Below are 24,911 nucleotides of genomic sequence, written 5' to 3'. Positions count from 1 at the left end.
GACTGCCGCTATCCTTCTGGCATTGCTTCGATCGGGCGCCGGACAAGGACCAAAAATGGCCAGAAAACCCATCATCCTCTCAGCCGAAAAAGCGCGGCGCATTTGGCTCAAGGCGCAGCGGCTCGATGAGGAAACTCCGTTTGGCGCCGGCCCCGAGGCCTCTGCCGCCGCCATTGCGCATCTGGGCTATGTGCAGATCGACACGATCAATGTGATCGAGCGCTGCCACCATCATATCCTCTATTCCCGCATTCCCGACTATCGCCGTTCTGACCTCGCGCATTTGCAGAGCGTGGACAAATCGATCCTCGAATATTGGACTCATGCGCTGAGCTATGTGCCGGTGGCGGACCTGCGATATTTCGTGCCGGCGATGAAGGCCTATCGGGACAAGCCGAGTACCTGGTTCGGTACGGTCAGCAGCGCAGAAATCAGCGCCATGAAGAAGCGGCTGCGCGAGGGCGGGCCGCTCTCCATCCGCGATATCGACGATGATGAACTGGTCGAAAAGGACCATCCCTGGGCGAGCCGGAAGCCGTCCAAGCGCGTGCTGCAGCTGATGTTCTATCAGGGCCACGTGGCGATTTCGGCGCGTGAAGGCATGCTCAAGACCTATGACCTGATCGAGCGGCATTTTGGCTGGGAGAGCAGTCCCAAGCCTGCGACGGAGCGGCAGATCACGGCCTATCTCTTGGATCGGGCGCTGAAGAGTCAGGGGATCGTGAGCCTTGATTCCATCTGCCACCTCAATGCGCCGGCCAAGAAAGCCGTGCGCGAATTGATCGAGGCGCGGGTGAAGCGACGGGCCCTGGTGCCGGTCATCATTGAAGGCGCGGAAAAAGTGCCGCATTGGGCCGAACCGGCGGTGCTGGAGAGGGCCACGGCGCCGTCGAGCCGCGTGCACGTGCTTTCGCCCTTCGATCCGCTGGTTATCCAGCGCAAGCGGCTGAAAATTTTCTTCGACTACGACCACCTGTTCGAAGCCTACTTACCGGCCGCAAAGCGGGTCTACGGCTACTTTGCCCTGCCGGTGTTTTTGGGGGATCGGGTCGTGGCAGCGGTGGATTTGAAGACCGATCGCGCTGCAGGAAAACTGCTGGTGCAGAAATGGACCTGGCTCGAAGAGATCGGCGCCGAGGAGAAGGCCGCGGTGGACACGGAACTGGGACGGTTCGAGCGGTTTCAGCTGGGGGTTTAGCGTTTGCCGGAGACATCCCCTCCCAACCTCCCCATCAAGGGGGCGTGGTAATTTTGGATTACTCGCACAGTCGGTTTCCATCCACGGTGTCATTCCCGCGGGAATCCCTGTTTTGAAACGGAGATTCCCGCTTTCGCGGGAATGACACCGTGAAAATCAAAAAGGGCAGTGGGCATCCCGAACACTCCCTGACGGGAGGCGCAAGGTGCGAAACCGCGCGCACCCAAGCCGATCACATTACGATTCTTTCATAAGATATATCTTGAAACTGTCTTCGCTGGTTCCGACCTCCTTGATCAGGAACAAAACATATCGGAGACACATCATGTCTTACTGGCGCAATGGCGAACCCAATTGGCGGCGTTTTGAGCAGATGGCGCGTCGCGGCTGGGGCAAATTCCAGAATTTTAGTGAAGAAGATCTCGGCCAGCTCGGCGGCAATTTTCGTGTAGGGCGCATGCTTGCCTCGGGCGATGTGCGGCTCGTGGCGCTCTTTCTCATCGAGCAGCAGCCCCGGCATGGCTATGATCTGATCAAGGCCATCGAAGAGCGGTCCAATGGCGTCTATTCGCCGAGCCCCGGCATCGTCTATCCGGCGCTGACCTATCTCGAGGAAGCCGGCTATGTGACCTCGTCGGCCGAGGGCAACAAGAAGCTCTATACGATCACCGAGGAAGGCCGGGCGCATCTAAATGAAAACCGGGAGGCCGTGGCCTCCACGCTGGATTTCCTGGCGCGGACCGGCGAGCAGTTTAATCGTTTCCGCGAATTTGTGCGGGCCGACTGGCCCTTTGGTGGTCGTCCGGAAGATGGCAATGAACCGCCGCATCGCGGGGGTGAGGACCGGCCGCTGCATGACGCGGTGCCGGAGCTCGATCAGGCTCGAAAGGCGTTGAAGGCGGCAATCCGCAAGGCGCGGCATGGCTCGGAAGAGCATCAGCGCCGGGCGGCCGAGATTTTGCGTCGCGCCGCTGCCGAAGTGGATGCGTTGGGCGAGGATGATGTGGACCTCTGAGGTCCATCGTCAGGTCGGGGTCGTCTCGCTCTAGCGGACGACATGACCAAATCTTTCCGCTGTCGTCATTGCCGGGCCTGTCCCGGCAATCCATCTCGCCTCCGCATGGACCACCGGGACCGGCCCGGTGGTGACGACGACGGATAAGTCAGGAAATCAAATACGCGACGGCCTCAGGCCCCCGGCTTGGTCTTCAAATAGTCGAGCACCATCTGCACGGCGTGAGCCTCGCGCTCCTGCACCATGGCGACGCTGGAGAGGTCGCGCTCAAAAATGACCGACAGCGTCGCCGTGTTCGATACGTAGAAAAAGCCCAGCGCCGCGACGGAAATGTAGAGCTGCACCGGGTCGACGTCGCGCCGGAAAATATTGGCTTCATTGCCGCGGGCGATGATTTCGGCGATCTGGCCGACGAGCGGGGAATGCAGGGCCTTGATGTCGGGCAGGGTTTTCAGAAACCGCGCATTTTCGATGTTTTCCGTGCCGAGCAGGCGCGGGAACCAGGGATTGGCAAGAAAATGCCTGAAGGTGAAGCGCACCAGCCGGTCCATGGCCTGGGCCGGATCATATTGATCGAGGCTTAGGGCCCGCTCGCCCTTGCGGATCTCCTGATAGGCATCGAGCAGCACGGCCCGGTAGAGATCTTCCTTGTTGCCAAAATAGTGGTAGAGCAGCCGCTTGTTGGCGCCGGCCCGTTCTGCAATGGCGTCGACGCGCGCGCCTTCAAAACCGCGGTCGGCAAATTCGACACGGGCGGCCGAGAGAATGGACGCCTTGGTTTTCGCCGAATTGCGGGTGCGCTTGGCGGCTGGCTCCGGCTTGCTGCTGGGCGGCTCGGCCGCGGCGGTTGAACTTGTGTCTGACACGTCTTGGTACCGCCGGATCAAATCTTTTACTGGGCGCGGGAAGTCGGTGTGGCCAATAGCAGCCGCATTCCGGGCGGTAAAGCAGCGCCATAGAGGCGCTCAATCGCAATATTCCGCCCCATGGCCGCACGCCCCCCGAAAAAGTCTCCTCGGCCGCTTCGGACCATTGGTTGAAGTTTGGGCGGCACCCCTAGGCCTGTCAAGTACAAGTAACCGGCTGGTGGTATGATGACTGCACACTCCCCCGTAATTTTACGGCGCTATCCGGCTTGACGCTGCCATGAGCCGGCGATATGTAAGTAACCAATCAGTTACACCGCAAAGCGGCCGGAGGAATGAATGGCGGAAAAGCGTATCGGCATCATCATGCATGGCGTCACGGGGCGCATGGGCTACAACCAGCACCTAGTGCGGTCCATCCTGGCGATCCGGGATCAGGGGGGCATTGCGCTTGCCAATGGCGATCGCCTGGTTGTGGACCCGATCATCGTTGGTCGCGATGCCGACAAGATCGAACGGCTCGCCAAGAAGCACAACATTGCCCGCTGGGGCAGCGACCTCGACGCCGCGCTCGCCAATCCCGATGACACGATCTTTTTCGATGCCGGCACGACGCTGATGCGCGCGGGCCTCCTCGAAAAGGCTCTCGCTGCCGGCAAGCATGTCTATTGCGAAAAGCCGACTTCGGATGATCTCGAAGTGGCCGTGAACCTTGCCAAGACAGCCCGCGCTTCGGGGTTGAAGCATGGCGTGGTGCAGGACAAGCTGTTCCTGCCCGGCCTGATGAAGATCAAGATGCTCAAGGACTCGGGCTTCTTTGGCGACATCCTCTCGGTGCGCGGCGAATTCGGCTATTGGGTGTTTGAAGGCGACTGGCAGAAGGCGCAGCGTCCGTCCTGGAACTATCGCAAGAACGATGGCGGCGGCATCATCCTCGATATGCTCTGCCACTGGCGCTATGTGCTCGACAATCTCTTCGGCGAAGTGAAGGCTGTCTCCTGCCTCGGCGCGACGCATATTCCCGAGCGCGTCGACGAGCAGGGCAAGCGCTTCAAGTGTGATACCGATGACGCGGCCTATGCGACCTTCGAACTCGAAGGCGGCGTGATCGCCCAGATCAATTCGAGCTGGACCACCCGCGTGCGCCGCGACGATCTTGTCACTTTCCACGTTGATGGCACCAAGGGCTCGGCGGTGGCGGGTCTGCACAAGTGCTGGACCCAGCATCGCGTCAACACGCCAAAGCCGGTCTGGAACCCCGACCAGCCGCAGACCATGAACTTCTTCAACGATTGGGAAGAAGTTCCGGACAACTGGCCGGCCGATAACGGTTTTAAGGTGCAGTGGGAAATGTTCCTGCGCCATGTGGCCGAGGACGCGCCGTGGCCTTATGGCCTCGAAGCCGGCGCCAAGGGCGTGCAGCTGGCCGAACTCGGTTTGAAGAGCTGGGCCGAGCGCCGCTGGCTCGACGTGCCGAAGCTGGAATTTTGATCAGCGCTGGACGGGAAATCCCCCTCACCCGTCTCGGCCTTCGGCCGATCCACCCTCTCCCCAGGTGGGAGAGGAATGGGGGCACCGAGTTGCAACAGGCGCCGGACCATTCTTCTCCCTCTCGGGGAGAAGGTGGCGCGTAGCGCCGGATGAGGGGGAAGCCCGCCATGCCGACCATCAACCTGCCCAATCCCGACCGCTCCATCAGCCCCTATACGCTGACCGGCGACCCGATCCCTTTCGTCAAATTCAAGTCGGCCGATTTTCCGCGCATCGCCTATTCGGCGGCGCATGTCGTGGCCGATCCCCTGGCGGTGAACGATCCTTGGCTTACGCCGGCGATCGATTGGGACACGACCCTAAAATTCCGCCATCGCATGTGGGATCTCGGGCTTGGCGTGGCCGAAGCCATGGATACCGCTCAGCGCGGCATGGGGCTGACCTGGACGGAAGCCAAGGAGCTGATCCGTCGCGCGCAGGCCGAGGCGCGGACGCGTGACGATAGCCTGATCGCCTATGGCGCTGGGACGGATCATCTCGCGCCGGGTCCGGATGTGACCATTGACGATATCCTGCGCGCCTATGACGAGCAGGTCGGCTTTGTCGAAGGCGAAGGTGGTCGCGTTATCCTGATGGCGAGCCGCGCGCTTGCTGCTGCGGCCAAGTCGCCGGACGATTATGCGCGTGTCTATGGCCATGTGCTGTCCAATGTAAAGCAGCCGGTGATCATGCATTGGCTGGGGGAAATGTTCGACCCGGCCCTGCAGGGCTATTGGGGCAATATCGACCATGACGCGGCCATGGATGTCTGCCTCGATGTCATCGCCGCCAATGCCGACAAGGTCGATGGCATCAAGATTTCCCTGCTCTCGGCCGAGAAGGAAATCGCCATGCGCCGCCGCCTGCCGGAAGGCGTGAAAATGTATACCGGCGACGACTTTAATTACGCCGAACTCATCGCCGGCGACGACCAGGGCTATTCCCATGCCCTTCTCGGTATCTTTGATGCCATTGCCCCGGCGGCATCAGCGGGTCTCGCGGCGCTCGGTCGCGGCGACAAGGCAGAGTTCTTCGATATTCTGGAACCCACGGTGCCGCTGAGCCGCCATATCTTTGCGGCCCCGACGCGGTTCTATAAGACCGGCGTCGTCTTCCTTGCCTATCTCAACGGGCTGCAAGACCATTTCGCGATGATCGGCGGCCAGCAATCGACCCGCTCGCTGCAGCATCTGGCGGAACTCTTCCGCCTTGCGGACAAGGCCCGCGTGCTGGCTGATCCGGAGCTCGCGACCAGACGCATGCGTGACGTCCTCGCTGTTCATGGGGTGTCCGCATGACCGCCCGAAAAATCTCGCTCAATCTTGCCACCACACGCCAGCAATGGGGTTTTGCCGAAGCGGTGGACGGGTGCCTGCGCGCCGGGATCACCGCCATTTCGCCCTGGCGCGATCAGATCGCGGCCATCGGTCTTGATGAGGCGGCGCGTATTGTGAAGTCAAACAAGCTGCAGGTGACCGGTGTCTGCCGTGGCGGCATGTTTCCGGCGGAGACGGCCGAGGGTCGCCAGAAGCAGATCGACGATAATCTGCGCGCTATCGATGAGGCCGCCGCGCTCAATGCCGATTGCCTTGTGCTGGTGGTCGGCGGCTTGCCGGGCTCGTCAAAAGACCTGCCGGCAGCGCGCCAGATGGTGACCGATGGCATTGCCGCCATGCTGCCCCATGCCAGGGCGTCAGGCGTAAAGATCGCCATTGAGCCGCTGCATCCGATGTATGCGGCCGACCGGGCCTGCGTGAACACGATCGATCAGGCGCTCGATATCTGCGAAACGCTGGGGGAGACGGTTGGTGTCGCTATCGACGTCTACCATGTCTGGTGGGACCCGAACCTTGCAAAGGCGATTGCCCGGGCGGGCCGGATGAAGCGCATCTTTGCCCACCACATCTGCGACTGGCTGGTGCCGACCAAGGATATGCTGCTCGATCGCGGCATGATGGGCGATGGCGTCATCGACCTGCCGGCCATTCGGAAAATGATCGAGGACGCGGGGTTCTTTGGTCCGCAGGAGGTCGAAATTTTCAGCCAGGACAACTGGTGGAAGCGCCCCGGCGACGAGGTGCTTGCCGTCATCAAGGAGCGGGTCGCAACGGTCTGCTGAGCAAAGGTATCGTACGCTAACCCCGGACCGTCACCCTCGGGCTTGACCCGAGGGCTCCATACTTGATGGGAACACGGTAAGTGAAGTGTCCTCGGGTCAAGCCCGAGGATGACGTCCGGTGGGTGGGGTGTTGTTGGTGCCACCAACAAAGCCCAAAAATACAAAAGGCCGCGCACCGGGAGGGCTCCGGTGCGCGGCCTTTTGCTCCTCCCGAGGGAGCGAGACCGATAAAGCGCGACGCGCTTTGGTCTTTTAGACGCGATTAAAGGTCAGGGTCTGGCAGAAGATGCCGGCGCGGCAGCCGGTGATCTTAATCGTATCGGGCGAAACCTGCTTCACGGTCGCGGCAGCCTTGGCGCCATCATAGACCACAGTGCCCTTCCACTCATTGGAAGCGACCTGCTGGGCCGACACGACCTGCTTGTTCACATAAGCAAGATTGTCGGGCGTGCGGGATTTGCCCTGAATATCCTTGAGGACGCCGCAAAGCGCGGTACCGTCGCCGCAGAGCGAAAATTCAAAGGAAGTGCCAAAATTATCCACCCAGGAACCGGCGGGGTTCACATTCTGGGCGGCGGCGGGAAAGGCAAGGAAGGTGAGGGCAATGGGAAGGGCGAGTGCATAACGTAGCATTGGTTTCTCTCCGAAAGGATGTCCCCGCTGCAACGCAACACCGCGCCAGAAGCACCCTTTTGTCATGTTTGTGTAGTGGCCCAACGCCAATGGCGGCCGAAGGTTTCATGGTGAATAGAACCATAAAAATCGGCCAAACTAAGATTTCGTAAAAACTTGAGAAATGTCAGTGATTTCGCTGGTGTTTATTGGCTCGCCAAGGCCAAATTTGTGAACACTTGCCTTAGTCTGGCCCCAGACATTGCCTGGAATTTAGGGGTTTTAGCGCCTGAAAGTGGCAGCTATTTCGATATGGGTCGACCAGGTGAACTGGTCGACCGCCACGAGGTCGGAAAGGGCGAATCCGGCCTTCACCAAGAGGGCCGCATCGCGGGCAAAGCTTTTGGCGTCGCAGGCGATCATCACCACATGCTTGAGCTTTGAGGCGGCGATTTCCTTGACCTGGGCCTCGGCGCCAGCGCGGGGCGGATCGAGCACCACGGCATCGTAATTGAGCTCGAAACGGGTGAGGGGCTCGCGGAAGAGGTCGCGCGTCTTGGCCGTTACGGCCTTAAGACCCTTGGCATAGCGAACGGCCTTGTCCAATGCCATGACGGCCGGCTTGTCGCTATCGGCGGCAAAGACGGTCGATTTTTCGGCGAGCCGCAGCGCGAAGGGGCCGACGCCGCAGAAGAGATCGGCGACCGATTTGGCCTTGCCCACGGCCGAAGTGACGTAGTCGGCGAGAACCTGTTCGGCCTCACTCGTCGCCTGCAAAAAGCTGCTCACGGGGAGTTCGACATCGCCCCTGCCCATGGTGACCCGCGGCATCTGGGCGAGGAACAGCATTTCGCCATTGAAGGCGAGACGGGCGAGACGGAAGCGATTGCCCAGAGCAATCAGCCGGTCGCCTTTCAACCCCTTCACGCTGCTCTTTACCGAGACATCGAGGCCGGTATTGGTGGCGGTAAGACTGACATCGCAAGGGCCGATCATGGCGCCAATGGCGCGGGCAATGTCGGAGGCCGGTTTCAGCGCCGGCACGAGAATGGGGCAGGTGTCGAGATCGAGGAGGTCGTGACTGCGTAGCCGCATATAGCCGGCAGCGTCTTTGCGGGCGTGCAGCGTCGCCCGACGGCGCCCGGCTCCGCCCGCATCCACGAATTTTTCGACCTTGGCGTCTATGCCCGCCTGCAAAAGCGGGGTTTCGACAAGGCTGGTCTTGAAGGCGCGATAGGCTTCCGGCGCCATATGCTGGAGCTGGCAGCCGCCGCAGGCGCCGTAATGGGGACAGAAGGGCGCTTGCCGGTCGGCAGACGGGGTCAAAACCTCGACCAGCGTGCCGCGCTCGCCTTCGCGCGTAAGGCTGATGTCTTCGCCAGGCAGGGCGAAGGGAACAAAAACGCGCTCGCCATCAATATGGGCGACGCCCTCGCCCTTGTGGCCGAGGTACTCGATTTTGGCGGTTGAGGTCATGACAGTCCGGGGCTTGCTGCCCCGGAACTACAGCATGTCTCCCGAAAGTGCCTAGCGGTTTCGGGACGAAGACAGGCTCAAAACGATTCTTTTATCGGCTGTTTGCCAACGAGACGTCGCCGGTCTTGGGGCGGTCGAACTGGCCGTGCTTGCTAAAACGCCACAGATATTGCGGCAGGATCGTATCCATCGAGGTCGGCTCGATGCCGAAGGCGGCAAGGGTGCGCTTGTCCTTGATGGCCGCGTCGGAGACGACATTGTCGACGCCGAGCAGTACGATCTGGTCGGCTGTCACCAGCGGGGCGACCGGCAGGATGGCGAAGGGCAGGGCGAAAAGCTTGGCAATGCCGGAGGGCAGGGCGACGAGCGGACGATTGCGGCCGGTTTCGCGCAGCACGCGGGCGAGGAGATCCTTGTGTGTCTCGACGGTAGGGCCGCCGAGTTCGTAGACCTTGCCCGTCTTTACCTTGCCTTCGGCGGCGGCGACGATGGCTTCGGCGACGTCGCCGACATGCACCGGCTGGAAGCGCGAGGAACCCGAAATCACCGGCATGACCGGAAGGCCGCGGGCCAGGGCGCCCATCTTGTTAAAGAAGCCGTCGCCATGGCCGAACATCAGCGAGGGCCGCAGAATGACGGCCTGCGGATAGGCAGCCAAGACGGCCTCTTCGCCGGCAAGCTTGCTGGCGGCATAGGCGCTGACTTCGGCGGCCACATCGGCGCCGAGGGCGGAGAGGTGAACCAGCGCAGAGACACCGGCTGCCTTGGCGGCGCGGGCGATGGCGGCGGCACCGTCGACGTTTACGGCCTTAAAAGTCTGCTTGCCGGTTTCATAGCCAAGGCCGACAAGATTGATGACCACATCGGCGCCGGCAACGGCGCGCTGCACGGAAGCTTCGTTGCGGATATTGGCCTGGATCGGCACGATCTGGCCGACGCCGCCGAGCATTTTGGCGTCACCGGCAAGATCGGGACGGCGCACCGCGAGGCGCACGCGATAACCGGCGCGGGCCAGAACCTGGGCCAGATGGGTCCCGACAAATCCCGAACCGCCGAAGACAGTAGCGAGTTTGGGCGAGAAGCGATCCATTTTGGACTCCGGCAAGGCGTTTGGGCACAAAGTTTGGAATGCTTCTATCCCAGCGAAGCCGCCAATGTCGAGGAATTCGTGATATTGCCGCGCTTGACTCCTGACAGGATTTGTTCTTCTTTTGTTCTAGAAGGAGAACATCATGCCCCAAAAGCAGGATTATCAGGGCCAGTGCCATTGCGGCGCCGTGCGCTTTTCAGCCCATACCGATTTTTCGGGCCTGGGCGATTGCAATTGTTCGCGCTGCCGGCGGCTGGGCTGGGTCATGCAATCCATGCCGGAAGCCGATTTCACGCTGCTTTCCGGGGCGGATAATCTGACCACCTATCGGTTCAACACCGAAATGATCGATCATCTCTTCTGCAAGACCTGCGGAATCGAGTCTTTTGCCCGGGGCTCCGACGGCAAGGGCAACGCGATGTACATGATCAATGTGAACTGCCTGGAAAACCCGCCAAGGATCGAAAAGGACGCGATAAAGCATTGGGATGGGGCAAACTTCTAAAAACCGTCATAAGCCCGTTGACTTTGAATTGGCTGGGCCCTAGTTACACGCCCGTCGCCCAGATGGCGGAATTGGTAGACGCGCACGGTTCAGGTCCGTGTGCCGCAAGGCGTGAAGGTTCGAGTCCTTTTCTGGGCACCAATTTCTCGATGCGAAAAGCCCCGTGACCTCTCGGTCCGGGGCTTTCGTGTTTTTGGGTTTCTTCTCGCGCATCCAAATGGTTTGGCGGCTCGTATCTCTTTCACACAAGGAGATTTGGCATGGCTGCGACGGGCGAAAAAATCTGGATCATTGGCGGCGGCAGCGGCATCGGTATGGCGCTGGCCAAAGCCTATGCGCAAAGAGGCGCGCGAATCGTCGTGTCCGGTCGCAAGCAGGACGCGCTTGATGCGGTGGTTGCCGAGCTTGGCGCCGGGCACGCTTCTGTTGTGGCCGATGTGGTTGATCCCGTTTCCCTAGAACGAGCGGCAGCGGCGCATGGGCCGTTTGATCGCGTCATCGTCACGGCGGCGGGCTATGATCCGGGTCCGGTGCTCAAGGCCGACCAGAAAAAGGCCGAGGCGATTTTTGCGGCCAATCTGACGGGGACGTTCAATGTTGCCCGTTGCGCGGCCGGAAACCTGCGAAAAGGTGGGCAACTGGTGCTGTTCGGTTCGGCCGCGGCGCTGTTTGGGCTGCCGCAGGGGCAGGTCTATTCGGCGACCAAGGCGGGCATCGTCAACCTGGCGCAGAGTCTTCGCGTTGAGCTCGCCCCTGAGGTCGATGTGCGGCTCGTGACGCCCGGCTTCGTGCGCACGCCTCTGACCGACCAGAACGATTTCGACATGCCGGCCCTGCTTGAGCCCGAGGATGCGGCGCAGCGCATTGTGCGCGGGCTCGAGGGAAAGAGTTTTGAAATTGCCTTTCCGCGCCGGTTGATCTGGCCGCTGCGGCTGCTTGGCATTCTGCCTTATGCAATCTCGCTGCCGATCGCGGCCAAACTCAAGCGGTGAGGCGGGCGGCCCAATAGCCGGCCAGGGCCGCAAACCCGCTGAGGAAACCGCCCCAGCAGAGGTCAATGGCGCTGACCTTCCAGGACCAATCCTTGAGGGTCGCCAGATTGGTCATGTCATAGGTGCCATAGGCGATAAGACCCAGGGCGACGCCGGCAATGACGGCCCAGAGCCAGGACTGGGCCGACACCGCCGGGACCACGGCAAAGCCGACAATGCCGGCGACGTAGAACAGGTAAAAGGCGCCGGCCGCCATGAAATTGGGGCGTTCGAGCAGCAGCGTGCCGATCTCGGCCCGATAGAAGCCGATGGCGATGACCGAGAGCCACAGGAAATCGAGCGCGAAGAAAACCGCGGCGGCGCCGGCATAGGCGGCAAGGAGCGTCAGGAGCGAAATGCCGGCCATGGTCTTCTCCTTAAATGCCGAGGAACGGCTGGATGATCCGCATGAAGCGGGAGCGGAATTTTAGCGGCGCATCGGTGATGGCGAGGCAGATGCAATCTTCCTCGGGATCCGCCACCGGCTGATGCGTCAGCGAGCCATCGGCGTCTTCGAGATCGCCGGGGCCAAAGCTGTCGACTTCGTCGTGGAAACGGCCGGTAAGAACCAGCGTCAATTCGCGGCCGCCATGAGTGTGCTCGGGCACGGGCGTACCGGCGCCGATACGCAACAGGCGTACCTGGGTCTCGTTGTCATTGGTGCGGATGACGATCTGCTTGGCCGTGCCCATGCTGCGCCATTTGAGCGTGTCGAGATCGCCGCCGAGATAGGTGCGGAGGGGTTCGGGCAGAGTAGCCTTGGCGGGACGCTTCACCGGCTCGGCGGCTTCCTGCGGCTCGGAAAGAAGGCGGGCCTTGAGGCGTTCCCAGGAATTTTCGGGACTGGGTTCGGGCGGCAGCTCTTCCAAGAGGGCGCCGGCGGCGGCTTCCGCCACGGCGAGCTTGCGGCGGCATTCGGGGCACATGGCGAGATGGCAGGCAACGGCCAGCGACCAGCCTTCGGCCAGGTTGCCGGAGGCATAGGCGAGGAGGAGATCGTCGTTGATGTGATGGCGGATGGTCATTTCAGATCCTCCAGCGCCGTGCGCAGGCGGCCAAAGGCCAGCCTGATGCGTGACTTGACCGTGCCGATGGGCAGGCCGAGACGTTCGGCAATGGTGCTGTGAGAGGCCTCGTCGAAGAAGGACAATTTGATCAGCTCTACTTGCTCCTTGGGCAGGTTTTTGAGCGCCGCATGCACGGCGGCGCTGTTTTCCTTGGCTTCCATGAGCTTTGGGGCATCGGGTTCGGGGTCGGCGACAAGCGCCGGATCGTCGGGGTCGAAGACCGGCCGGCGCTGGCGCCGCCAGGCGTCGATCCAGATGTTTCGCGCGATCGTGTAGATCCAGGCCGAGGCATGACCGCGCGCGGGGTCGAACTGGCCGGCCTTGCGCCAGATGGCGATCATGGTTTCCTGCATCAGGTCTTCGGAAGCCTGCGCGTCGCGCGTCATCTTGAGGAGATAGGCGCGGATGCGCGGCGAAAATTCGCGGAACAGGGCCTCGAAGGCGACCATGTCGGCCGAGGCGGCAATGGCCACGAGCTTTGTGCTGAGATCGTTGGGGAGGGAGCCGTCTTGATTCTGGTCCGTGGTCATGACCTGCCGGGTTTTGTCCTTGCGGGGCGCAGCGCGTTGGGGGCGCATCATCGCCGCGCCATCGTTGCACTTCCCGGTCAGTGGGTAAATTGCCAGTGTCATGCCGCAATCTACGGCGCGATCAAATCGGTGGATCACCGGCGCGACGAAATTTCGCTTGGGCCAAAAATATGAGCCCTGGAGTGATCTAAAATCCTCCGGCACCCGTATCTGCATGAAACAGACGGGACCAGATCATGTTTCATTCCGCGGGTGCCTTTTCCGGACCGCAACCGACGCGCCAGCGGATTGCCGTCATCGGCAGCGGCGTTTCAGGCCTTTCGGCGGCCTGGCTGCTCTCAAAATCCAATGACGTGGTGCTCTACGAAGCGGCAAACTATGTCGGTGGCCATGCCAATACCGTGGATGTGCCCGGCACGGGGCCGGTCGATACCGGCTTCATCGTCTACAATGACCGGAACTATCCCAATTTTGTCGCCATGATGCGCCATCTCGAGGTCGAGAGCGTATCGACGGAAATGTCGTTTTCGGCCTCGCTGGATCAAGGCACATTCGAATATTGCGGCGAGGGGCTTGCCGGCATGCTGGCGCAGCGCCGCAATGCGTTTCGCCCGCGCTTCTGGGCGCTGCTGCGCGATCTCATCCGCTTTTATCGCGAAGCGCCTTCGGTGCTCGAGCGGCCGGATATGCATGGCATGACGCTCGACGAATATTTGCGGGCGCAGCGCTATTCGCGCTCCTTTGTCGACGATCACCTGCTTCCCATGGCCGCGGCCATCTGGTCGTCCTCGGCCAATGATATTCGCTCCTACCCACTCCTCGCCTTTGTGCGCTTTTTCGAAAGTCATGGCCTGCTTCTGCTGACGGCGCGACCGCTCTGGCGCACGGTGAAGGGCGGCAGTCGGGTCTATATCAATGCGCTGCTGAAACAGTTTTCGGGCGAGGTGCGCTTGTCGTCGCCAGTGGCAAAAATTTTCCGCGATGCGACTGGTGTCACCGTGCGGGATCGGAACGGCCATGAGGATCGGTTCGACCGCATCCTGATCGCCACCCATGCCGATCAGGCGCTGGCCATGCTCGACGAGCCGGGGAGGGATGAGCGCGAGCTGCTGGGGGCCTTCGAATACACCAGGAACCTAGCCGTGCTGCATGCCGACGCGAGCTATATGCCGCGCCGCAAGAAGGTCTGGTGCTGCTGGAACTATATCTCGTCGACCGCCACAGAGGGCCCGCTTTGTGTCTCCTACTGGATGAACAAGCTGCAGCATCTGGAAGGGCGTGATCTCTTCGTGACGCTCAATCCGCCCGAAAGTCCGCGCGAGGAAATCGCCCGGTTCGAATATACGCACCCGCTTTTCGACGCCAAGGCGATCGCCGCGCAGGAAAATCTCTGGCGCATCCAGGGACACAAAAACACCTGGTATTGCGGTGCCCATTTCGGTCGCGGTTTTCACGAAGATGGCCTGCAGGCGGGGCTCGCTGCCGCCGAGGACATGGGCGCCCTTCCGCGCCCCTGGATCGTGCCCGATCCCTCCGGCCGCATCACCCTGGCCCCGCTTGCGAGCCTCGTTGCGTGATGACGGGCTCGGCCATCTATGTCGGGGAGGTGGTGCATCAACGGCATCGGCCGAAGCGGCATAGGCTGCGCTATCGCGTGTTTTCGATCCTGATCGATCTCGACGAACTGCCGGAACTCAATCGCCTGAAATACTTCGGCTGGGATCGAAAGGCGCTGTTTGCATTTAATTCGGCAGATCACGGGCATGGTCTGGACCTGCGCGACTGGGCCACTGCGCAATTACGGGAAGCCGGCCTGCCCGCGCCGGCGCGAATCCGGCTGCTCTGCTATCCGCGCATTCTGGGCTATGTGTTCAATCCGCTCAGCGTCTGGTTTTGCGATGACATCAGCGGAAAACCGATCGCCACGATCTACGAAGTCCACAATACTTTTGGCGAGCGACACACATACGTGCTGCCTGTCGGCGATGAGCAGGCGGCTGATAAGGCGTTCTACGTGTCGCCCTTTATCGGGCTCGACTGTCGCTACCAGTTCAAGATCGTGCCGCCGGAAGAGCGCGTTCGAATTGCCATCAATGAAACCGAGGCGGGTGAACCGCTGCTCTATGCCGCCTTTTCCGGCACACGCCGCGACTTCACCGATGCCAATCTCTTGAAACTGTTCTTCAGCCATCCGCTGATGACCCTGAAAGTGACCGCAGGCATCCATTGGGAAGCCTTGCGGCTGCTGCTCAAGGGCATTCGCGTGCATGGTCATGTGCCCAAGGACGAGATCAGCGCGGCACGCTCACAGAGGCGCGAGGCCGATCACGTTTCGGAACCTGTTCCTCTCTCCAGGGATTAGCCCTTCATAACCAAAGGAGCTTTTCATGGACTGGAACCGCGTTGAAGGTAACTGGAAGCAGGTGTCGGGCAAGGTCAAGGAACAGTGGGGCAAGCTCACTGACGATGATCTGACCGAGATCAACGGCAAACGCGAGCAGCTCGAAGGCAAGATCCAGGAGCGCTACGGCAAGGCCAAGGACGAGGTCCGCAAGGATATCGACACCTGGTATGACCGTCAGACCTGGCACTAAAGCCAGACTGTCGTTTGCAAAAAAGAAGCCCCGGTTTTCCGGGGCTTCTTTTGTTTCGCTATTCCGGCAGCTTTCGCCGTCCGCGCCGTGAGGCGACGAAGCCGATGAGGATGCCGGCGATGATGGCGATGGCGAGCGGATAGTGCCGCAGCTGGGCAAAGATGGTTGGGGCGAGGCGCTGGTGTGGGCGCACGTCGAGCGCCGCCATCTGGCCGGGGACCAGTTGGGCGGTGACCCGGCCCAGGGGATCGGTGGCAAAGGTGAGGCCGGTATTGGCGGCGCGGAGGAGGCTCATGCCTTCCTCGACGGCGCGGAGGCGCGCGTGATGGGCGTGTTGGGCCGGGCCAATGGAGCCATCGAACCAGGCGTCGTTGGTAACGTTGAGAATGAACTGGGCATTGGCGGTGTCGCCGAGATCGCCCGAGAACAACACTTCGTAGCAGATCAGCGCGAGGAAGGCCGGGGTGCCCGGCAATTCCATCAGGCGACGGCGCGCATCGCCATGCGACCAGCCATCGGCGCCGGGCACGAATTGCTTGATGCCCACGCGGGAAAGAATGTCCTGGAACGGCAGGTATTCGCCGAAGGGGACGAGGTGGGACTTGTCGTAGCTGGCGATGATTTCGCCATCGGTATTGATGGCGACGAGCGAATTATAGGGCGCGCCTCGCGGCGCTTCGCCGTCGAGCCCAAAAATCTGACGTGGGACGCCGGCGAGCAGCGTGGCGTTTTCGGGCAGCATGCGGGCGATGCGCGCCAGAGCGTCGGGATAGGTTTCGAGGAAGAAGGGGACGCTCGATTCGGGCCAGACGAGGTGGGTGATATCGGCAAGGCCCTGGTCGGTGGGGTCCATGCGCATGTCCGACAACATAAGCAGACGGTCGATTAGCGCCACCGGGTCGACATTGCCGAAATCGGCATGCTCATAGACCATGGGCTGGACGAGGCGCATGGCGACGTCCTGCCGCTCGGTGGAAACGGTGCCGGAGAGGCGGTTCCAGCCATAGGCCAGTTGCCCGGCAATGACGGCGAGGGCGAGAAAGAACGGAAAGAGCCGCCGGCTCATCGGGCGGTCGTCGGCGGGCCAGATCAGGGCCGGCGTCATGGCGAGGAGCGGGGCGAGGAAGGTCAGGCCGTAGACCCCGATCACCGAGGCCAGTTGCATGAGTTCATCGGTGCCAGTCAGCGCATAGCCCAAGAGATCGAAGGGGAAGCCAGTGAGCACATGGCCACGGGCAAACTCGGCGACGGCCAGGAACGACGAGAGCGTGACGATGCGCGCGGCGCCGTGGCTCCAGAAGAGATGGGCCAGGGCGCTGGCAAGGCCCCAGAAGAGGGCGATCAAAGCCGCGAGAGCGGCGATGGCAAAGGGCATGAGCGCCAGCATAAAGCCGCCATCGACGAAGAAGGCGGCGCCCAGCCAATGGAAGGCGACGAGGAAATAGCCCCAGCCAAACGCAAAGCCGATGGTGAAGGCGGGCCCAAAGATTCGCCGGAACCAGTTGCGCTTGCGCTCGGCGCCATCGAGCGCCCAGACCCAGATGGGCATGGCGACAAAGAGCGCGGGCAAGACGAAGAACGGCGGCACCGACAGGCCCGCGACCGCGCCGGCCACAAGCAGGATGCAAAAGCGCTGCCAGCCATGGCTGAGCATGGTGGTTTCGGCCAGCCAGGTCACGGGCTTGATCATGATGGGGGCAGACGCGAATCACGGCACATGCCGGGGAAGGTCGCCCCGAGGGAGGGGGGCGTCAAGGCAGTGGACTCAGGCTCGCGCTGGCGTTACGAGCCAGAATGCCCGAACGTCGCTGTCGACGAGGAGCGAGAATGACGAAACCGCCCATCACCCTGGCCATCGATACTGCCGCGCCGCGCCTGCAATTGGCCGTCTTGCGGGCAGATGGCGCGACCGATGTCAGCGTGGATGATATCGCGACGGGTCATGCCGAAATCTTGTTCGATCGCCTGGCGGTGCTGCTGGCGCGCAATGGTCTTGGTCATGCCGATGTGGAGCGGATTGCTGTCACGACCGGGCCAGGCTCGTTCACGGGGCTTCGTATCGGGCTGTCTGCGGCGCGCGGCTTGGGGCTGGCGCGAAAGCTGCCGGTGCTTGGGATTCCCAGCCTGCTTTCTCTGTCGCTGGGTGTGGCTTCGGGGCCGGTGACCGTCTTGCTCGATGCGCGCCGAGGCGAGGCCTATTTTCAGGCTTTTTCGGCGCCGGGTGTTGCCGAAACGGAGCCGATGCTGCTGCCCCTCGAGGAGGCGCGCGGCCGCGTCGTGCCGGGCGTGACGCTGATCGAATCTCCCTTTGTCGATCTCGCCGCCATGGTGCGCTTTGCAGGGTCGGCCGATCCGCTTTTGTATCCGCCGCATGCTGCCTATATCCGCGACGCCGACGCAAAACCGCAGGATGCGGCTAAAATTCCGAGGCGGGTGTGATGGACAAGCTCTGGATGGCCCCGCATGGGCTGCATATCGAACCGGCCGAACTGAAGGACGCGCAGCGCCTCGCGCAATTGCATGCGCAGGGCTTTTTCCGCGGCTGGCCGGTTGCTGATTTTCTGGGGTTTCTCGATGACAAATCGACACCCACCTATGTCGCCTGCGACGCCAAGCGCCGTATTGCCGGCTTCGCGCTGATCCGGCTCGTGGCCGACGAGAGCGAACTTCTTACCATCGCTGTCGATCCCAAATGGCGCGGCAAGGGGGTTGGCAGGGCGCTGCTCGATGCGGTCTTTGCCGACCTGATGATGTCGCCGGCACGAAAAATGTTCCTCGAAGTCGACGAGCAGAACCAACCGGCCATCAAACTCTACAAAAAGCTTGGCTTCTCGACGGTTTCATCGCGAAAGGGCTACTATGCCAAGGCCGATGGCAGCGCGGCCACTGCGCTTGTCATGACGCGCGATCTTGGGTAACCCGATGCCGAAACCGGCTAGGCAAGGAGACATGGCTTGAGCAAGACGCCGTCCGATCCGACCCTGGAGGAAGCCTGCGTAGCGCGCGGCATGCGCATGACCGACCAGCGCCGCGTCATCGCGCGCGTGATCGAGGAAAGCTCCGATCATCCTGATGTCGAAGAGCTTTATCGCCGCGCCTCGGCCACCGATCCCAGAATTTCGCTGTCGACCGTCTACCGCACCGTCAACCTTTTCGAGGAAGCCGGGCTCGTCACCAAGCACGATTTCAAGGATGGCCGCGCCCGGTTCGAACTGATTCCCGACGAGCATCATGACCATCTGATCGACATCCGCTCGGGCACGGTCATCGAGTTCCGCAACGAGGAAATCGAAGCCATTCAGGAAGTGATCGCCAAGCGGCTGGGATACCGCCTCGTCGACCATCGCCTCGAACTCTACGCTGTGCCGCTGACGGACAAGGCGGGCAGCAAGGACAAATCCGAATAATGATCCGCCGCTGCCTGTTTTTCATTTTTCTCTTTGTGCCCTTCCTGCTGGTGGTGATTCCGAGCCAGGCCCTGATCGTCGCGCTGAAACTGCCATTCTGGCCGCTGCTGCCGCAGCTCTTCCACAAAATGGGATGTCTGTTCCTGGGCCTGCGCGTGACCGTCATCGGCACGCCGGCCAAGGGAAGGCCGACGCTGCTGGTCTCCAACCACATTTCCTGGACCGACATCATTGCCATCGGCTCGGCCGCGCCGGTGACCTTTGTGGCCAAGCAGGAAATCGCCAAATGGCCCTTCGTGAGCATGATGGCGAAGCTGCAAAAGACCATTTTTGTCGACCGCACCCGTCGCTCCGGCACGGGCCGCACGGCCGAAGCCATGGGCAGGCACATGGCGGACGGCAATGCCGTGGTGCTCTTTGCCGAGGGCCAGTCCGATATCGGCACCCATGTGCTGCCGTTCCGCTCGGCCCTGGTGGGCGCGGCCCAGCACGCCATGGAGGCAGCGGGCGCCACGGAAGTGAACATCCAGCCCCTCACCGTCGCCTATACAAAACTCCACGGCCTGCCCATCAGCCGCAATGAGCGGTCGCTGGTCGCCTGGATCAAGTCCAAGTCGGTCAAGCAGAATATCATGGAAATTCTCTCGGGGCCGATGAAGGACGTGACCGTCGCCTTCGGCACACCGCAGGTTTTGGCCCATGGCGCCGACCGCAAGGTCGTCACCAAGGCCGCCGAGCACGAAGTGCGCGCCATGCTGGTGGCGCTCAATCGCGACCTGCCGCTGCCGGTATCCGCGCAAGTTTAGGCATTAGGCTTAACGCCGGGCTTTGCTTCGGAATTAACGCTTCGTTAGCTATGTTGGCCTCGTTCAAGGAGGCCGACATGGATTGGCAAATTATCGCTATCGCGCTGATTGCGGCGGTCACCCTTTTTGCCTTCGTGCGCAGCGAGAAGCGGCAGAAACTTGCCGCACTATCGGCCCAGGCCCGTCATTTCGCGACGGCTCCCGCCTATCGCCACCGGGCGTCGGGCACTGTTGCGCCGGCCCCGGCCTATATTCCGATGGGCCTTTCGCCCTCGGATCGCATGTTTTTGCAGTCCATTGCCAGGACGGCGCGGCCGAAGGACTAGTCCGCCAGCCGCGCCTTCAATCGTCCGACGATTTTGGCCGCCTTCACCATGAGGGCGAGGTCGATGTCGCCCTCGTCCATGCCATCCTCCCGCTCGATCCAGGCGGGGATGAGCAATTCGTGCCGCTGTTCGCGGCCATCGATCGTTTCCGTAAGGACCGCTTTCACCTTGCCCGTCACCCGATTGGCAAGCCGCGGGTGGTCGTGGCGCTCGAAGAGGGCGATGTCGATCAGTTCAAGACTCATATTCGGCTCCATGGGAGCCCCCATTGCCGAAACTGGCCCTAGTTGGTTCATGAGGCATTAATGCGCCGACCCGCTCATGGTTTCTCCACAAGCGGGTTTCTTCACGGCATTGATGTCAGGGGATCAGACGCGGACGGCGTGCTCCACGCGGCCGGCATCGCCGAAGACGCTGATATAGCGCTCGATTTCGTTCTTTTCGCCCGTCGCCTTGGCCGGGTTGTCAGAGAGCTTTACCGCCGGACGGCCATTGGCCTCGCTGACCTTGGCGACGATGGAAATCGGATCGAGGCCGGGATTGGGCGCGGGCGCGCAGCCCTCGAAGTCATTGGTGAGATTGGTGCCCCAGCCAAAGCTCATGCGCACGCGACCATCGAAATGGAGATAGGCCTCCTCGATCATGTCGACATCGAGCCCGTCGGAAAAGATCAGCAGCTTTTCGCGTGGGTCGCGGCCGCGGCTTTCCCAGAATTTTATGATTCGCTCGCCGCCTTCGATGGCTGGCGCGCTATCGGGGCGGAAGCCCGTCCAGTCGGCGACCCAGTCGGGCGCGTCGCGGAGGAAGGCGTCGGTGCCAAAGGCGTCGGGGAGGACGATGAGGAGGTTCCCGCCATAGTAGCTCTTCCAGTCCTGCAACACGCGATAGGGCGCCTCACGCAACTCGTCGTCGGAGCGCGCCAGGGCCGCCAGCACCATGGGTAGCTCGTGAGCATTGGTGCCCAGTGCCTCAAGGTCGGTGTCCATGGCGAGCTTCACATTGGACGTGCCGGTGAAATTTTCGCCGATCCCTTCCTTGAGAGCTTCCACGCACCAGCGCTGCCAGAGGAAGGAGTGGCGGCGGCGGGTGCCGAAGTCGGAAATTTTGAGGTCCGGCAGCTTTTGCAGGCGCTCGACCTTTTCCCACATTTTTGCTTTGGCGCGCGCATAGAGGACGTCGAGGGTGAAAGGGCCGTAGCTCTTCATCGCCGCACGGCTCCGCAACTCGTTGATGATGGCGAGGGCCGGGATTTCCCACATTGAGGTTTCGACCCAGAGGCCGGGGAATTCGAGCACGAACTGGCCATCGCGCTTTTCCAGCCGATATTCGGGGAGCTGGAAATTTTCGAGCCAGCGCAGGAACCCGGGCTGGAAAATCTGCTTGCTGCCATAAAAGGTGTTACCGGCCAGCCAGATCATCTCTTTCTTGGAAACGCGAAGAGTGCGGCAATGGTCGAGCTGGGCGCGCAGCTCGTCGATGTCGATTTCTTCGGCGAGGCGCACGGACTTGGTGCGGTTGATCAGCGAGAAGGTGGCATCGACCTTGGGATAGAGGCCCCAGATCATCTGCAGCATGAGGAGCTTGTAAAAGTCCGTGTCGAGCAGGCTGCGGATGATCGGATCGAGCTTCCAGGTGTGGTTGTAAACTCGCCGCGCAATATCGGTATAGGTAGCCATCTCTTCCCCACTTCGCGACGCGTCTTGTAGCGCGGCTCGGGTTGGCTTGAAAAGCCGCGGATGCCTCGGGGCGTCCAGTGTGGCCCCGGCTTGGCGCCGGGGCCCTGTTCGAGTTCAGGGGCGGCTCGCCCATTCGAGGAGGCTTGCAAGGCTCACGAAGGGGATTTCGGCCCTTTCGGTGAGACCCGAAGCGCAGGTCGAGACGGTCGAGACGCCGAGGGTGCAATTGTCCGGAATGTCATTGCCGACGCGTCTTGTGGCATGGGCGTTGAGTTCGGGCAGGAACAGGCCCTTGTCCCCGGCATAGCCGCAGCAGGTGATCGAGGAGAGCACGGCGAGCTTTTCGGCGCAGGCAGCCGCAACGGCTTCCGTCGCCGGCTGTTCGGCAAGGCGTTGCGCCGAGCAATTGTGATGCACCGCGACCACCGGCAGTTTTTGGGTGATCGCCAGTTTTGGCAGCACGTGGGTGACGAGGAATTGCGCCGAATCGGCAACCGGCGCGTCGCCGGGGAATTCCTTCAAATGCTTGGCGCAGGTGGAGGCGTCGGTGACGACATTGAGCCGACCGGCATCGGACAGGGTGGACAGCTCGGCTTTCAGCGCCTTGCCGACTTCGGCGGCCTGTTCGGGAAAACCCTTCGACTGGAAGGGTTGGCCGCAACATTGGCCCGTCAGGTGGTCGGGCACGGTGACGTCGTAACCGGCGCGCTCGAGGAGAGCCATCATGGCGGCGGGCGTGTCGAGCAGGTCATGCTCGGTTGTCGGCGCACCGAACATGCGGCTGGGGCAGGCGGGGAAGTAGACGATCTGCGGCCTTGCGCTCTGGGCGATGGGCACCGGGAAGCCGGTTTTGCGTGGGTCTTGCCGCGTGTCGCGGGCGCGCGGTGCGCCCGGGCCGTGATGGAGGGCACGGGAAACGCGGGGCACGCGCTTGCCGGTGAGGCGGCGCGCGGTTTCGGTGATGGCTTCGACAGCGGGCGCGGGAATGATCGTGCGGGCCGCGTCGGCAAAGGCGACGCCGCCGCGCATGGCGCGTTCCACTGTGCCGCGGTGGTCGGCGGCGAGGCGGGCGACCGTATGGGCCGTGCCGCCACGGCGGCGAGCGCGTTCGCCCAGGATCAGAGTACCGGTTTCGATGCCGACGGGGCAGCGCAGCGAGCAGAGGTTGCAGGCCGCACAAGTATCCATGCCGGCATATTGGAAATCGGCTTCAAAGCGGGCGAGCCGCGCCGGATCTTCGCCCGATGCGCGCAGGCGGGCGCGTTCGCGGGTAACGGCGATGCGCTGGCGTGGCGTCAGCGTCATGTGGTGGCTGGGGCAGGCTGGCTCGCAGAAACCGCATTCGATGCAGAGATCGACGATTTCATCGGCCAGCGGCATGAGTTTGAGGTTCTTGACGTGCACCTTGGGGTCGTCATTGAGCAACACGCCGGGATTGAGCAGGCGCTCGGGATCAAAGAGCGCCTTGATGCGATGCATGATCGCATAGGCCTTTGAGCCCCATTCGGCCTCGACAAAGGGGGCAATGGCGCGACCGGTGCCGTGCTCGGCTTTCAGCGAGCCGCCATAGCGCAGCGAGACGAGCTTGCTCAGCTCCTGGTTGAAGACGTCGAATTTTTCGGCGGCGCCGGGCTTTGAAAAATCGTCGCCCATCTGGAAATGGAGATTGCCGGCCAGCGCATGGCCGAAAATGACGGCATCGGTGTAGCCGTGATCATCGAGCATGGTGCGGAGATCGACGACGAATTCAGCGAGCTTTTCGATCGGGGCGGCAACGTCCTCGGTGAGCATGATCGTGCCCTTGGGGCGCGCGGCGCCTGCCGAGGTGAAGAAGCCCTTTCGAATGTCCCAAAGGGCGTGGCTGCGATGCTCGTCCGTTGAGAGGTCGATATGGGTCGCGCCATGGCGGGCGAGGAGCGCATTGGCTTTCGCCACTTCCATTTCGAGCGTTGCCGCATCGGGGGCTGTGACGTCGATGAGCACGGCCGGAGAATTCTCCGTCAGCCAGGGCAGAAGCGGGGCCATGGGCGCGAGGTGTTCGACGGTGGCGAGGGCGCGGCGCTCGATATATTCGGCGGCGGTGACGCCCGTGGTCACCTGCACGCCGCCATTGGCCATTTCAATGATGGCGCGGCCGGCCGATTGCGGATCGGGGAAGGGGATCAGCCCCGTGGCCTTGAACGGGTGTTCGGGCACGGTGTTGTAGGTCACCTCGGAGACAAAGCCGAGCGTGCCTTCCGAGCCCACCATCAGATGGATGAGGATATCGAGCGGGTCGTGATAATCTACGAGCGCGTTGAGCGAATAGCCGACCGTGTTCTTGATCCGGTATTTGTGCCGGATCAGGGCGACGAGTTCCTCGTCAGCCATGACGTCGTGATGCAGTTGGTGGAGACCTGACAGCATCTTGCCATGCGAGGCACGAAACGCGTCGCGGCTGGCGGCATCACCGGAATCAAGCATGGTGCCGTCGGTGAGGACGATCCGCAGGCGGGCCATGGTGTGATAGGTGTTCTGCGCGACACCGCAGCACATGCCGGACGAATTGTTGTTGACGACGCCGCCGATCTTGCAGGTCGCCTGGCTCGCAGGATCCGGCCCGATCTTTTTGTTATGCGGTTTCAGCGCCCTATTGGCTTCGGCGACGATGATGGCCGGTCCCAGGGTGATCTTTTCGGCGCCCGGCTGGATGTCGAGCCTGCGCCAGCCATCGCCCAGAACGGCAAGAACGCCATCGGTAACGGCCTGACCCGACAGGGAGGTGCCGGCGGCGCGGAAGGTGACGGGCAGGCCTTCGGCGCGGGCGGCCTCAAAAACCTCGCGCACGTCGTCTTCGGAATTGACGAAGACGACCACGGCGGGGATCAGCCGGTAGGAACTGGCGTCGCCGCTCCAGGCATAGGTCATCAGCGGATCGGTATGAATGGCGCCGCTGACCAGGGATTTGAGGCGTGCGGCAACGCGCTCGCCGGCGGCGAGGCGATCGGGTGTGGGGGCTGTAGGCTGGATCGAAAAGAGAGGGGCTTGCTGCATGGCGGTGAAGCTAACATGTTAGTTTTTGCG

The 24,911-nt window shown here is 62.0% G+C and carries 26 protein-coding genes and 1 tRNA gene; 16 read left to right on the top strand and 11 right to left on the bottom strand.

The genetic code is table 11. The annotated features are described in order from the left end of the window. The first annotated feature begins 55 nt into the window (after window positions 1-55). A complete protein-coding gene (locus ACSQ2A_RS15000; protein ID WP_436072889.1) occupies window positions 56-1,198 on the top strand; it encodes a winged helix-turn-helix domain-containing protein in 1,143 nt (380 codons plus the stop codon). Window positions 1,199-1,523: 325 nt separating this feature from the next. Then, complete coding sequence (locus ACSQ2A_RS14995; RefSeq protein ID WP_436072888.1) at window positions 1,524-2,213, top strand: PadR family transcriptional regulator; 690 nt, start codon at window positions 1,524-1,526, stop codon at window positions 2,211-2,213. Window positions 2,214-2,386: 173 nt separating this feature from the next. On the opposite strand, the gene ACSQ2A_RS14990 is transcribed toward ACSQ2A_RS14995, so the two are convergent. Next, window positions 2,387-3,079 carry a TetR/AcrR family transcriptional regulator gene (locus tag ACSQ2A_RS14990; RefSeq protein ID WP_295413546.1) on the bottom strand — a complete coding sequence of 231 codons (693 nt, stop codon included), beginning with the start codon at window positions 3,077-3,079 and terminating at the stop codon, window positions 2,387-2,389. Between the two features lie 339 nt (window positions 3,080-3,418). Here ACSQ2A_RS14990 and ACSQ2A_RS14985 point away from each other — a divergent pair, with 339 nt between their 5' ends. From ACSQ2A_RS14985 to ACSQ2A_RS14975, 3 genes are all read left to right on the top strand, one after another. Beyond that, on the top strand, window positions 3,419-4,570 hold the full coding sequence (locus tag ACSQ2A_RS14985; protein ID WP_436072887.1) for a Gfo/Idh/MocA family protein: 1,152 nt from the start codon (window positions 3,419-3,421) through the stop codon (window positions 4,568-4,570). A 167-nt stretch (window positions 4,571-4,737) separates the two neighbouring features. Next, window positions 4,738-5,907 carry a dihydrodipicolinate synthase family protein gene (locus tag ACSQ2A_RS14980; RefSeq protein ID WP_436072886.1) on the top strand — a complete coding sequence of 390 codons (1,170 nt, stop codon included), beginning with the start codon at window positions 4,738-4,740 and terminating at the stop codon, window positions 5,905-5,907. Next, a complete protein-coding gene (locus ACSQ2A_RS14975) occupies window positions 5,904-6,728 on the top strand; it encodes a sugar phosphate isomerase/epimerase family protein (RefSeq protein ID WP_436072885.1) in 825 nt (274 codons plus the stop codon). The genes ACSQ2A_RS14980 and ACSQ2A_RS14975 overlap by 4 nt, the downstream gene beginning before the upstream one ends. Before the next feature lie 252 nt (window positions 6,729-6,980). On the opposite strand, the gene ACSQ2A_RS14970 is transcribed toward ACSQ2A_RS14975, so the two are convergent. From ACSQ2A_RS14970 to ACSQ2A_RS14960, 3 genes are all read right to left on the bottom strand, one after another. Continuing rightward, a complete protein-coding gene (locus ACSQ2A_RS14970) occupies window positions 6,981-7,361 on the bottom strand; it encodes a hypothetical protein (protein WP_295413572.1) in 381 nt (126 codons plus the stop codon). Between the two features lie 261 nt (window positions 7,362-7,622). Further along, window positions 7,623-8,816 carry a class I SAM-dependent RNA methyltransferase gene (locus ACSQ2A_RS14965; protein WP_436072884.1) on the bottom strand — a complete coding sequence of 398 codons (1,194 nt, stop codon included), beginning with the start codon at window positions 8,814-8,816 and terminating at the stop codon, window positions 7,623-7,625. A gap of 91 nt (window positions 8,817-8,907) precedes the next feature. Further along, window positions 8,908-9,906: a complex I NDUFA9 subunit family protein gene (locus tag ACSQ2A_RS14960; RefSeq protein WP_436072883.1), complete on the bottom strand. Its 999-nt coding sequence runs from the start codon at window positions 9,904-9,906 to the stop codon at window positions 8,908-8,910. 142 nt (window positions 9,907-10,048) lie between these two features. Between ACSQ2A_RS14960 and ACSQ2A_RS14955 the strand changes: the two genes are divergently transcribed. From ACSQ2A_RS14955 to ACSQ2A_RS14945, 3 genes are all read left to right on the top strand, one after another. Beyond that, a complete protein-coding gene (locus ACSQ2A_RS14955) occupies window positions 10,049-10,411 on the top strand; it encodes a GFA family protein (RefSeq protein WP_436072882.1) in 363 nt (120 codons plus the stop codon). Between the two features lie 56 nt (window positions 10,412-10,467). Next, window positions 10,468-10,552: transfer RNA gene (locus ACSQ2A_RS14950), tRNA-Leu, on the top strand. 119 nt (window positions 10,553-10,671) lie between these two features. Beyond that, window positions 10,672-11,403 carry an SDR family NAD(P)-dependent oxidoreductase gene (locus ACSQ2A_RS14945; RefSeq protein ID WP_436072881.1) on the top strand — a complete coding sequence of 244 codons (732 nt, stop codon included), beginning with the start codon at window positions 10,672-10,674 and terminating at the stop codon, window positions 11,401-11,403. Here the strand turns inward: ACSQ2A_RS14945 and ACSQ2A_RS14940 are convergent. The 3 genes from ACSQ2A_RS14940 to ACSQ2A_RS14930 are packed head-to-tail and all read right to left on the bottom strand — an operon-like array spanning window position 11,393 to window position 13,141. Further along, window positions 11,393-11,809 carry a DUF2177 family protein gene (locus tag ACSQ2A_RS14940; protein WP_436072880.1) on the bottom strand — a complete coding sequence of 139 codons (417 nt, stop codon included), beginning with the start codon at window positions 11,807-11,809 and terminating at the stop codon, window positions 11,393-11,395. The two genes, ACSQ2A_RS14945 and ACSQ2A_RS14940, sit on opposite strands and share 11 nt — an antisense overlap. A gap of 10 nt (window positions 11,810-11,819) precedes the next feature. Continuing rightward, complete coding sequence (locus tag ACSQ2A_RS14935; protein WP_436072879.1) at window positions 11,820-12,467, bottom strand: ChrR family anti-sigma-E factor; 648 nt, start codon at window positions 12,465-12,467, stop codon at window positions 11,820-11,822. Continuing rightward, a complete protein-coding gene (locus ACSQ2A_RS14930) occupies window positions 12,464-13,141 on the bottom strand; it encodes a sigma-70 family RNA polymerase sigma factor (RefSeq protein WP_295413591.1) in 678 nt (225 codons plus the stop codon). Before ACSQ2A_RS14930 ends, ACSQ2A_RS14935 begins: the two co-directional genes overlap by 4 nt. A 134-nt stretch (window positions 13,142-13,275) precedes the next feature. On the opposite strand from ACSQ2A_RS14930, the gene ACSQ2A_RS14925 reads away from it, so the two are divergent. From ACSQ2A_RS14925 to ACSQ2A_RS14915, 3 genes are read left to right on the top strand one after another with little or no spacing between them, the layout of a single operon-like run. Then, window positions 13,276-14,616, top strand: coding sequence for an NAD(P)/FAD-dependent oxidoreductase (locus tag ACSQ2A_RS14925; protein ID WP_436072878.1), 1,341 nt, complete (start codon window positions 13,276-13,278; stop codon window positions 14,614-14,616). After that, window positions 14,616-15,401 (top strand): DUF1365 domain-containing protein, encoded by a 786-nt coding sequence (locus ACSQ2A_RS14920; protein WP_436072877.1) that lies wholly within the window; start codon window positions 14,616-14,618, stop codon window positions 15,399-15,401. The genes ACSQ2A_RS14925 and ACSQ2A_RS14920 overlap by 1 nt, the downstream gene beginning before the upstream one ends. Before the next feature lie 25 nt (window positions 15,402-15,426). Beyond that, entirely contained in the window at window positions 15,427-15,633 is a 207-nt protein-coding gene (locus ACSQ2A_RS14915) for a CsbD family protein (RefSeq protein WP_295413596.1), read from the top strand. 58 nt (window positions 15,634-15,691) lie between these two features. On the opposite strand, the gene lnt is transcribed toward ACSQ2A_RS14915, so the two are convergent. Continuing rightward, on the bottom strand, window positions 15,692-17,323 hold the full coding sequence (gene lnt, locus ACSQ2A_RS14910; RefSeq protein ID WP_295413599.1) for an apolipoprotein N-acyltransferase: 1,632 nt from the start codon (window positions 17,321-17,323) through the stop codon (window positions 15,692-15,694). Window positions 17,324-17,460: 137 nt separating this feature from the next. On the opposite strand from lnt, the gene tsaB reads away from it, so the two are divergent. The 5 genes from tsaB (at window position 17,461) to ACSQ2A_RS14885 (ending at window position 20,172) form a co-directional block, all read left to right on the top strand. Next, on the top strand, window positions 17,461-18,072 hold the full coding sequence (tsaB, locus tag ACSQ2A_RS14905; RefSeq protein ID WP_436072876.1) for a tRNA (adenosine(37)-N6)-threonylcarbamoyltransferase complex dimerization subunit type 1 TsaB: 612 nt from the start codon (window positions 17,461-17,463) through the stop codon (window positions 18,070-18,072). Further along, window positions 18,072-18,551, top strand: a complete 480-nt coding sequence (rimI, locus tag ACSQ2A_RS14900) for a ribosomal protein S18-alanine N-acetyltransferase (RefSeq protein ID WP_295413604.1) — start codon at window positions 18,072-18,074, stop codon at window positions 18,549-18,551. The genes tsaB and rimI overlap by 1 nt, the downstream gene beginning before the upstream one ends. A 90-nt stretch (window positions 18,552-18,641) precedes the next feature. Then, window positions 18,642-19,040, top strand: coding sequence for a Fur family transcriptional regulator (locus tag ACSQ2A_RS14895; RefSeq protein ID WP_295414449.1), 399 nt, complete (start codon window positions 18,642-18,644; stop codon window positions 19,038-19,040). Next, window positions 19,040-19,846 (top strand): lysophospholipid acyltransferase family protein, encoded by an 807-nt coding sequence (locus ACSQ2A_RS14890; protein WP_436072875.1) that lies wholly within the window; start codon window positions 19,040-19,042, stop codon window positions 19,844-19,846. The genes ACSQ2A_RS14895 and ACSQ2A_RS14890 overlap by 1 nt, the downstream gene beginning before the upstream one ends. A 77-nt stretch (window positions 19,847-19,923) precedes the next feature. After that, window positions 19,924-20,172, top strand: a complete 249-nt coding sequence (locus tag ACSQ2A_RS14885) for a hypothetical protein (RefSeq protein ID WP_295413609.1) — start codon at window positions 19,924-19,926, stop codon at window positions 20,170-20,172. Here ACSQ2A_RS14885 and ACSQ2A_RS14880 read toward each other — a convergent pair. From ACSQ2A_RS14880 to ACSQ2A_RS14870, 3 genes are all read right to left on the bottom strand, one after another. Beyond that, window positions 20,169-20,417 (bottom strand): hypothetical protein, encoded by a 249-nt coding sequence (locus ACSQ2A_RS14880; RefSeq protein WP_295413611.1) that lies wholly within the window; start codon window positions 20,415-20,417, stop codon window positions 20,169-20,171. The two genes, ACSQ2A_RS14885 and ACSQ2A_RS14880, sit on opposite strands and share 4 nt — an antisense overlap. Window positions 20,418-20,540: 123 nt before the next feature. Continuing rightward, a complete protein-coding gene (pncB, locus tag ACSQ2A_RS14875) occupies window positions 20,541-21,848 on the bottom strand; it encodes a nicotinate phosphoribosyltransferase (RefSeq protein WP_436072874.1) in 1,308 nt (435 codons plus the stop codon). A gap of 114 nt (window positions 21,849-21,962) precedes the next feature. Next, window positions 21,963-24,881 carry an FAD-binding and (Fe-S)-binding domain-containing protein gene (locus ACSQ2A_RS14870; RefSeq protein ID WP_436072873.1) on the bottom strand — a complete coding sequence of 973 codons (2,919 nt, stop codon included), beginning with the start codon at window positions 24,879-24,881 and terminating at the stop codon, window positions 21,963-21,965. Between the last annotated feature and the right edge of the window lie 30 nt (window positions 24,882-24,911).

It is taken from the genome of Devosia sp. LjRoot3, from assembly GCF_964252865.1.
GTDB lineage: Bacteria > Pseudomonadota > Alphaproteobacteria > Rhizobiales > Devosiaceae > Devosia.
Note: the sequence above shows the minus strand (reverse complement) of the source record. Positions and strands in the feature narration are given on the sequence as shown.

Excerpts from the sequence above, each read along its gene's own strand:
- ACSQ2A_RS15000 (WP_436072889.1), top strand. The coding sequence starts at position 56 with ATGGCCAGAAAACCCATCATCCTCTCAGCCGAAAAAGCGCGGCGCATT.
- ACSQ2A_RS14995 (WP_436072888.1), top strand. The coding sequence starts at position 1,524 with ATGTCTTACTGGCGCAATGGCGAACCCAATTGGCGGCGTTTTGAGCAG.
- ACSQ2A_RS14985 (WP_436072887.1), top strand. The coding sequence starts at position 3,419 with ATGGCGGAAAAGCGTATCGGCATCATCATGCATGGCGTCACGGGGCGC.
- ACSQ2A_RS14980 (WP_436072886.1), top strand. The coding sequence starts at position 4,738 with ATGCCGACCATCAACCTGCCCAATCCCGACCGCTCCATCAGCCCCTAT.
- ACSQ2A_RS14975 (WP_436072885.1), top strand. The coding sequence starts at position 5,904 with ATGACCGCCCGAAAAATCTCGCTCAATCTTGCCACCACACGCCAGCAA.
- ACSQ2A_RS14970 (WP_295413572.1), bottom strand. The coding sequence starts at position 7,361 with ATGCTACGTTATGCACTCGCCCTTCCCATTGCCCTCACCTTCCTTGCC.
- ACSQ2A_RS14965 (WP_436072884.1), bottom strand. The coding sequence starts at position 8,816 with ATGACCTCAACCGCCAAAATCGAGTACCTCGGCCACAAGGGCGAGGGC.
- ACSQ2A_RS14960 (WP_436072883.1), bottom strand. The coding sequence starts at position 9,906 with ATGGATCGCTTCTCGCCCAAACTCGCTACTGTCTTCGGCGGTTCGGGA.
- ACSQ2A_RS14955 (WP_436072882.1), top strand. The coding sequence starts at position 10,049 with ATGCCCCAAAAGCAGGATTATCAGGGCCAGTGCCATTGCGGCGCCGTG.
- ACSQ2A_RS14945 (WP_436072881.1), top strand. The coding sequence starts at position 10,672 with ATGGCTGCGACGGGCGAAAAAATCTGGATCATTGGCGGCGGCAGCGGC.
- ACSQ2A_RS14940 (WP_436072880.1), bottom strand. The coding sequence starts at position 11,809 with ATGGCCGGCATTTCGCTCCTGACGCTCCTTGCCGCCTATGCCGGCGCC.
- ACSQ2A_RS14935 (WP_436072879.1), bottom strand. The coding sequence starts at position 12,467 with ATGACCATCCGCCATCACATCAACGACGATCTCCTCCTCGCCTATGCC.
- ACSQ2A_RS14930 (WP_295413591.1), bottom strand. The coding sequence starts at position 13,141 with ATGACACTGGCAATTTACCCACTGACCGGGAAGTGCAACGATGGCGCG.
- ACSQ2A_RS14925 (WP_436072878.1), top strand. The coding sequence starts at position 13,276 with ATGTTTCATTCCGCGGGTGCCTTTTCCGGACCGCAACCGACGCGCCAG.
- ACSQ2A_RS14920 (WP_436072877.1), top strand. The coding sequence starts at position 14,616 with ATGACGGGCTCGGCCATCTATGTCGGGGAGGTGGTGCATCAACGGCAT.
- ACSQ2A_RS14915 (WP_295413596.1), top strand. The coding sequence starts at position 15,427 with ATGGACTGGAACCGCGTTGAAGGTAACTGGAAGCAGGTGTCGGGCAAG.
- lnt (WP_295413599.1), bottom strand. The coding sequence starts at position 17,323 with ATGATCAAGCCCGTGACCTGGCTGGCCGAAACCACCATGCTCAGCCAT.
- tsaB (WP_436072876.1), top strand. The coding sequence starts at position 17,461 with ATGACGAAACCGCCCATCACCCTGGCCATCGATACTGCCGCGCCGCGC.
- rimI (WP_295413604.1), top strand. The coding sequence starts at position 18,072 with ATGGACAAGCTCTGGATGGCCCCGCATGGGCTGCATATCGAACCGGCC.
- ACSQ2A_RS14895 (WP_295414449.1), top strand. The coding sequence starts at position 18,642 with ATGCGCATGACCGACCAGCGCCGCGTCATCGCGCGCGTGATCGAGGAA.
- ACSQ2A_RS14890 (WP_436072875.1), top strand. The coding sequence starts at position 19,040 with ATGATCCGCCGCTGCCTGTTTTTCATTTTTCTCTTTGTGCCCTTCCTG.
- ACSQ2A_RS14885 (WP_295413609.1), top strand. The coding sequence starts at position 19,924 with ATGGATTGGCAAATTATCGCTATCGCGCTGATTGCGGCGGTCACCCTT.
- ACSQ2A_RS14880 (WP_295413611.1), bottom strand. The coding sequence starts at position 20,417 with ATGAGTCTTGAACTGATCGACATCGCCCTCTTCGAGCGCCACGACCAC.
- pncB (WP_436072874.1), bottom strand. The coding sequence starts at position 21,848 with ATGGCTACCTATACCGATATTGCGCGGCGAGTTTACAACCACACCTGG.
- ACSQ2A_RS14870 (WP_436072873.1), bottom strand. The coding sequence starts at position 24,881 with ATGCAGCAAGCCCCTCTCTTTTCGATCCAGCCTACAGCCCCCACACCC.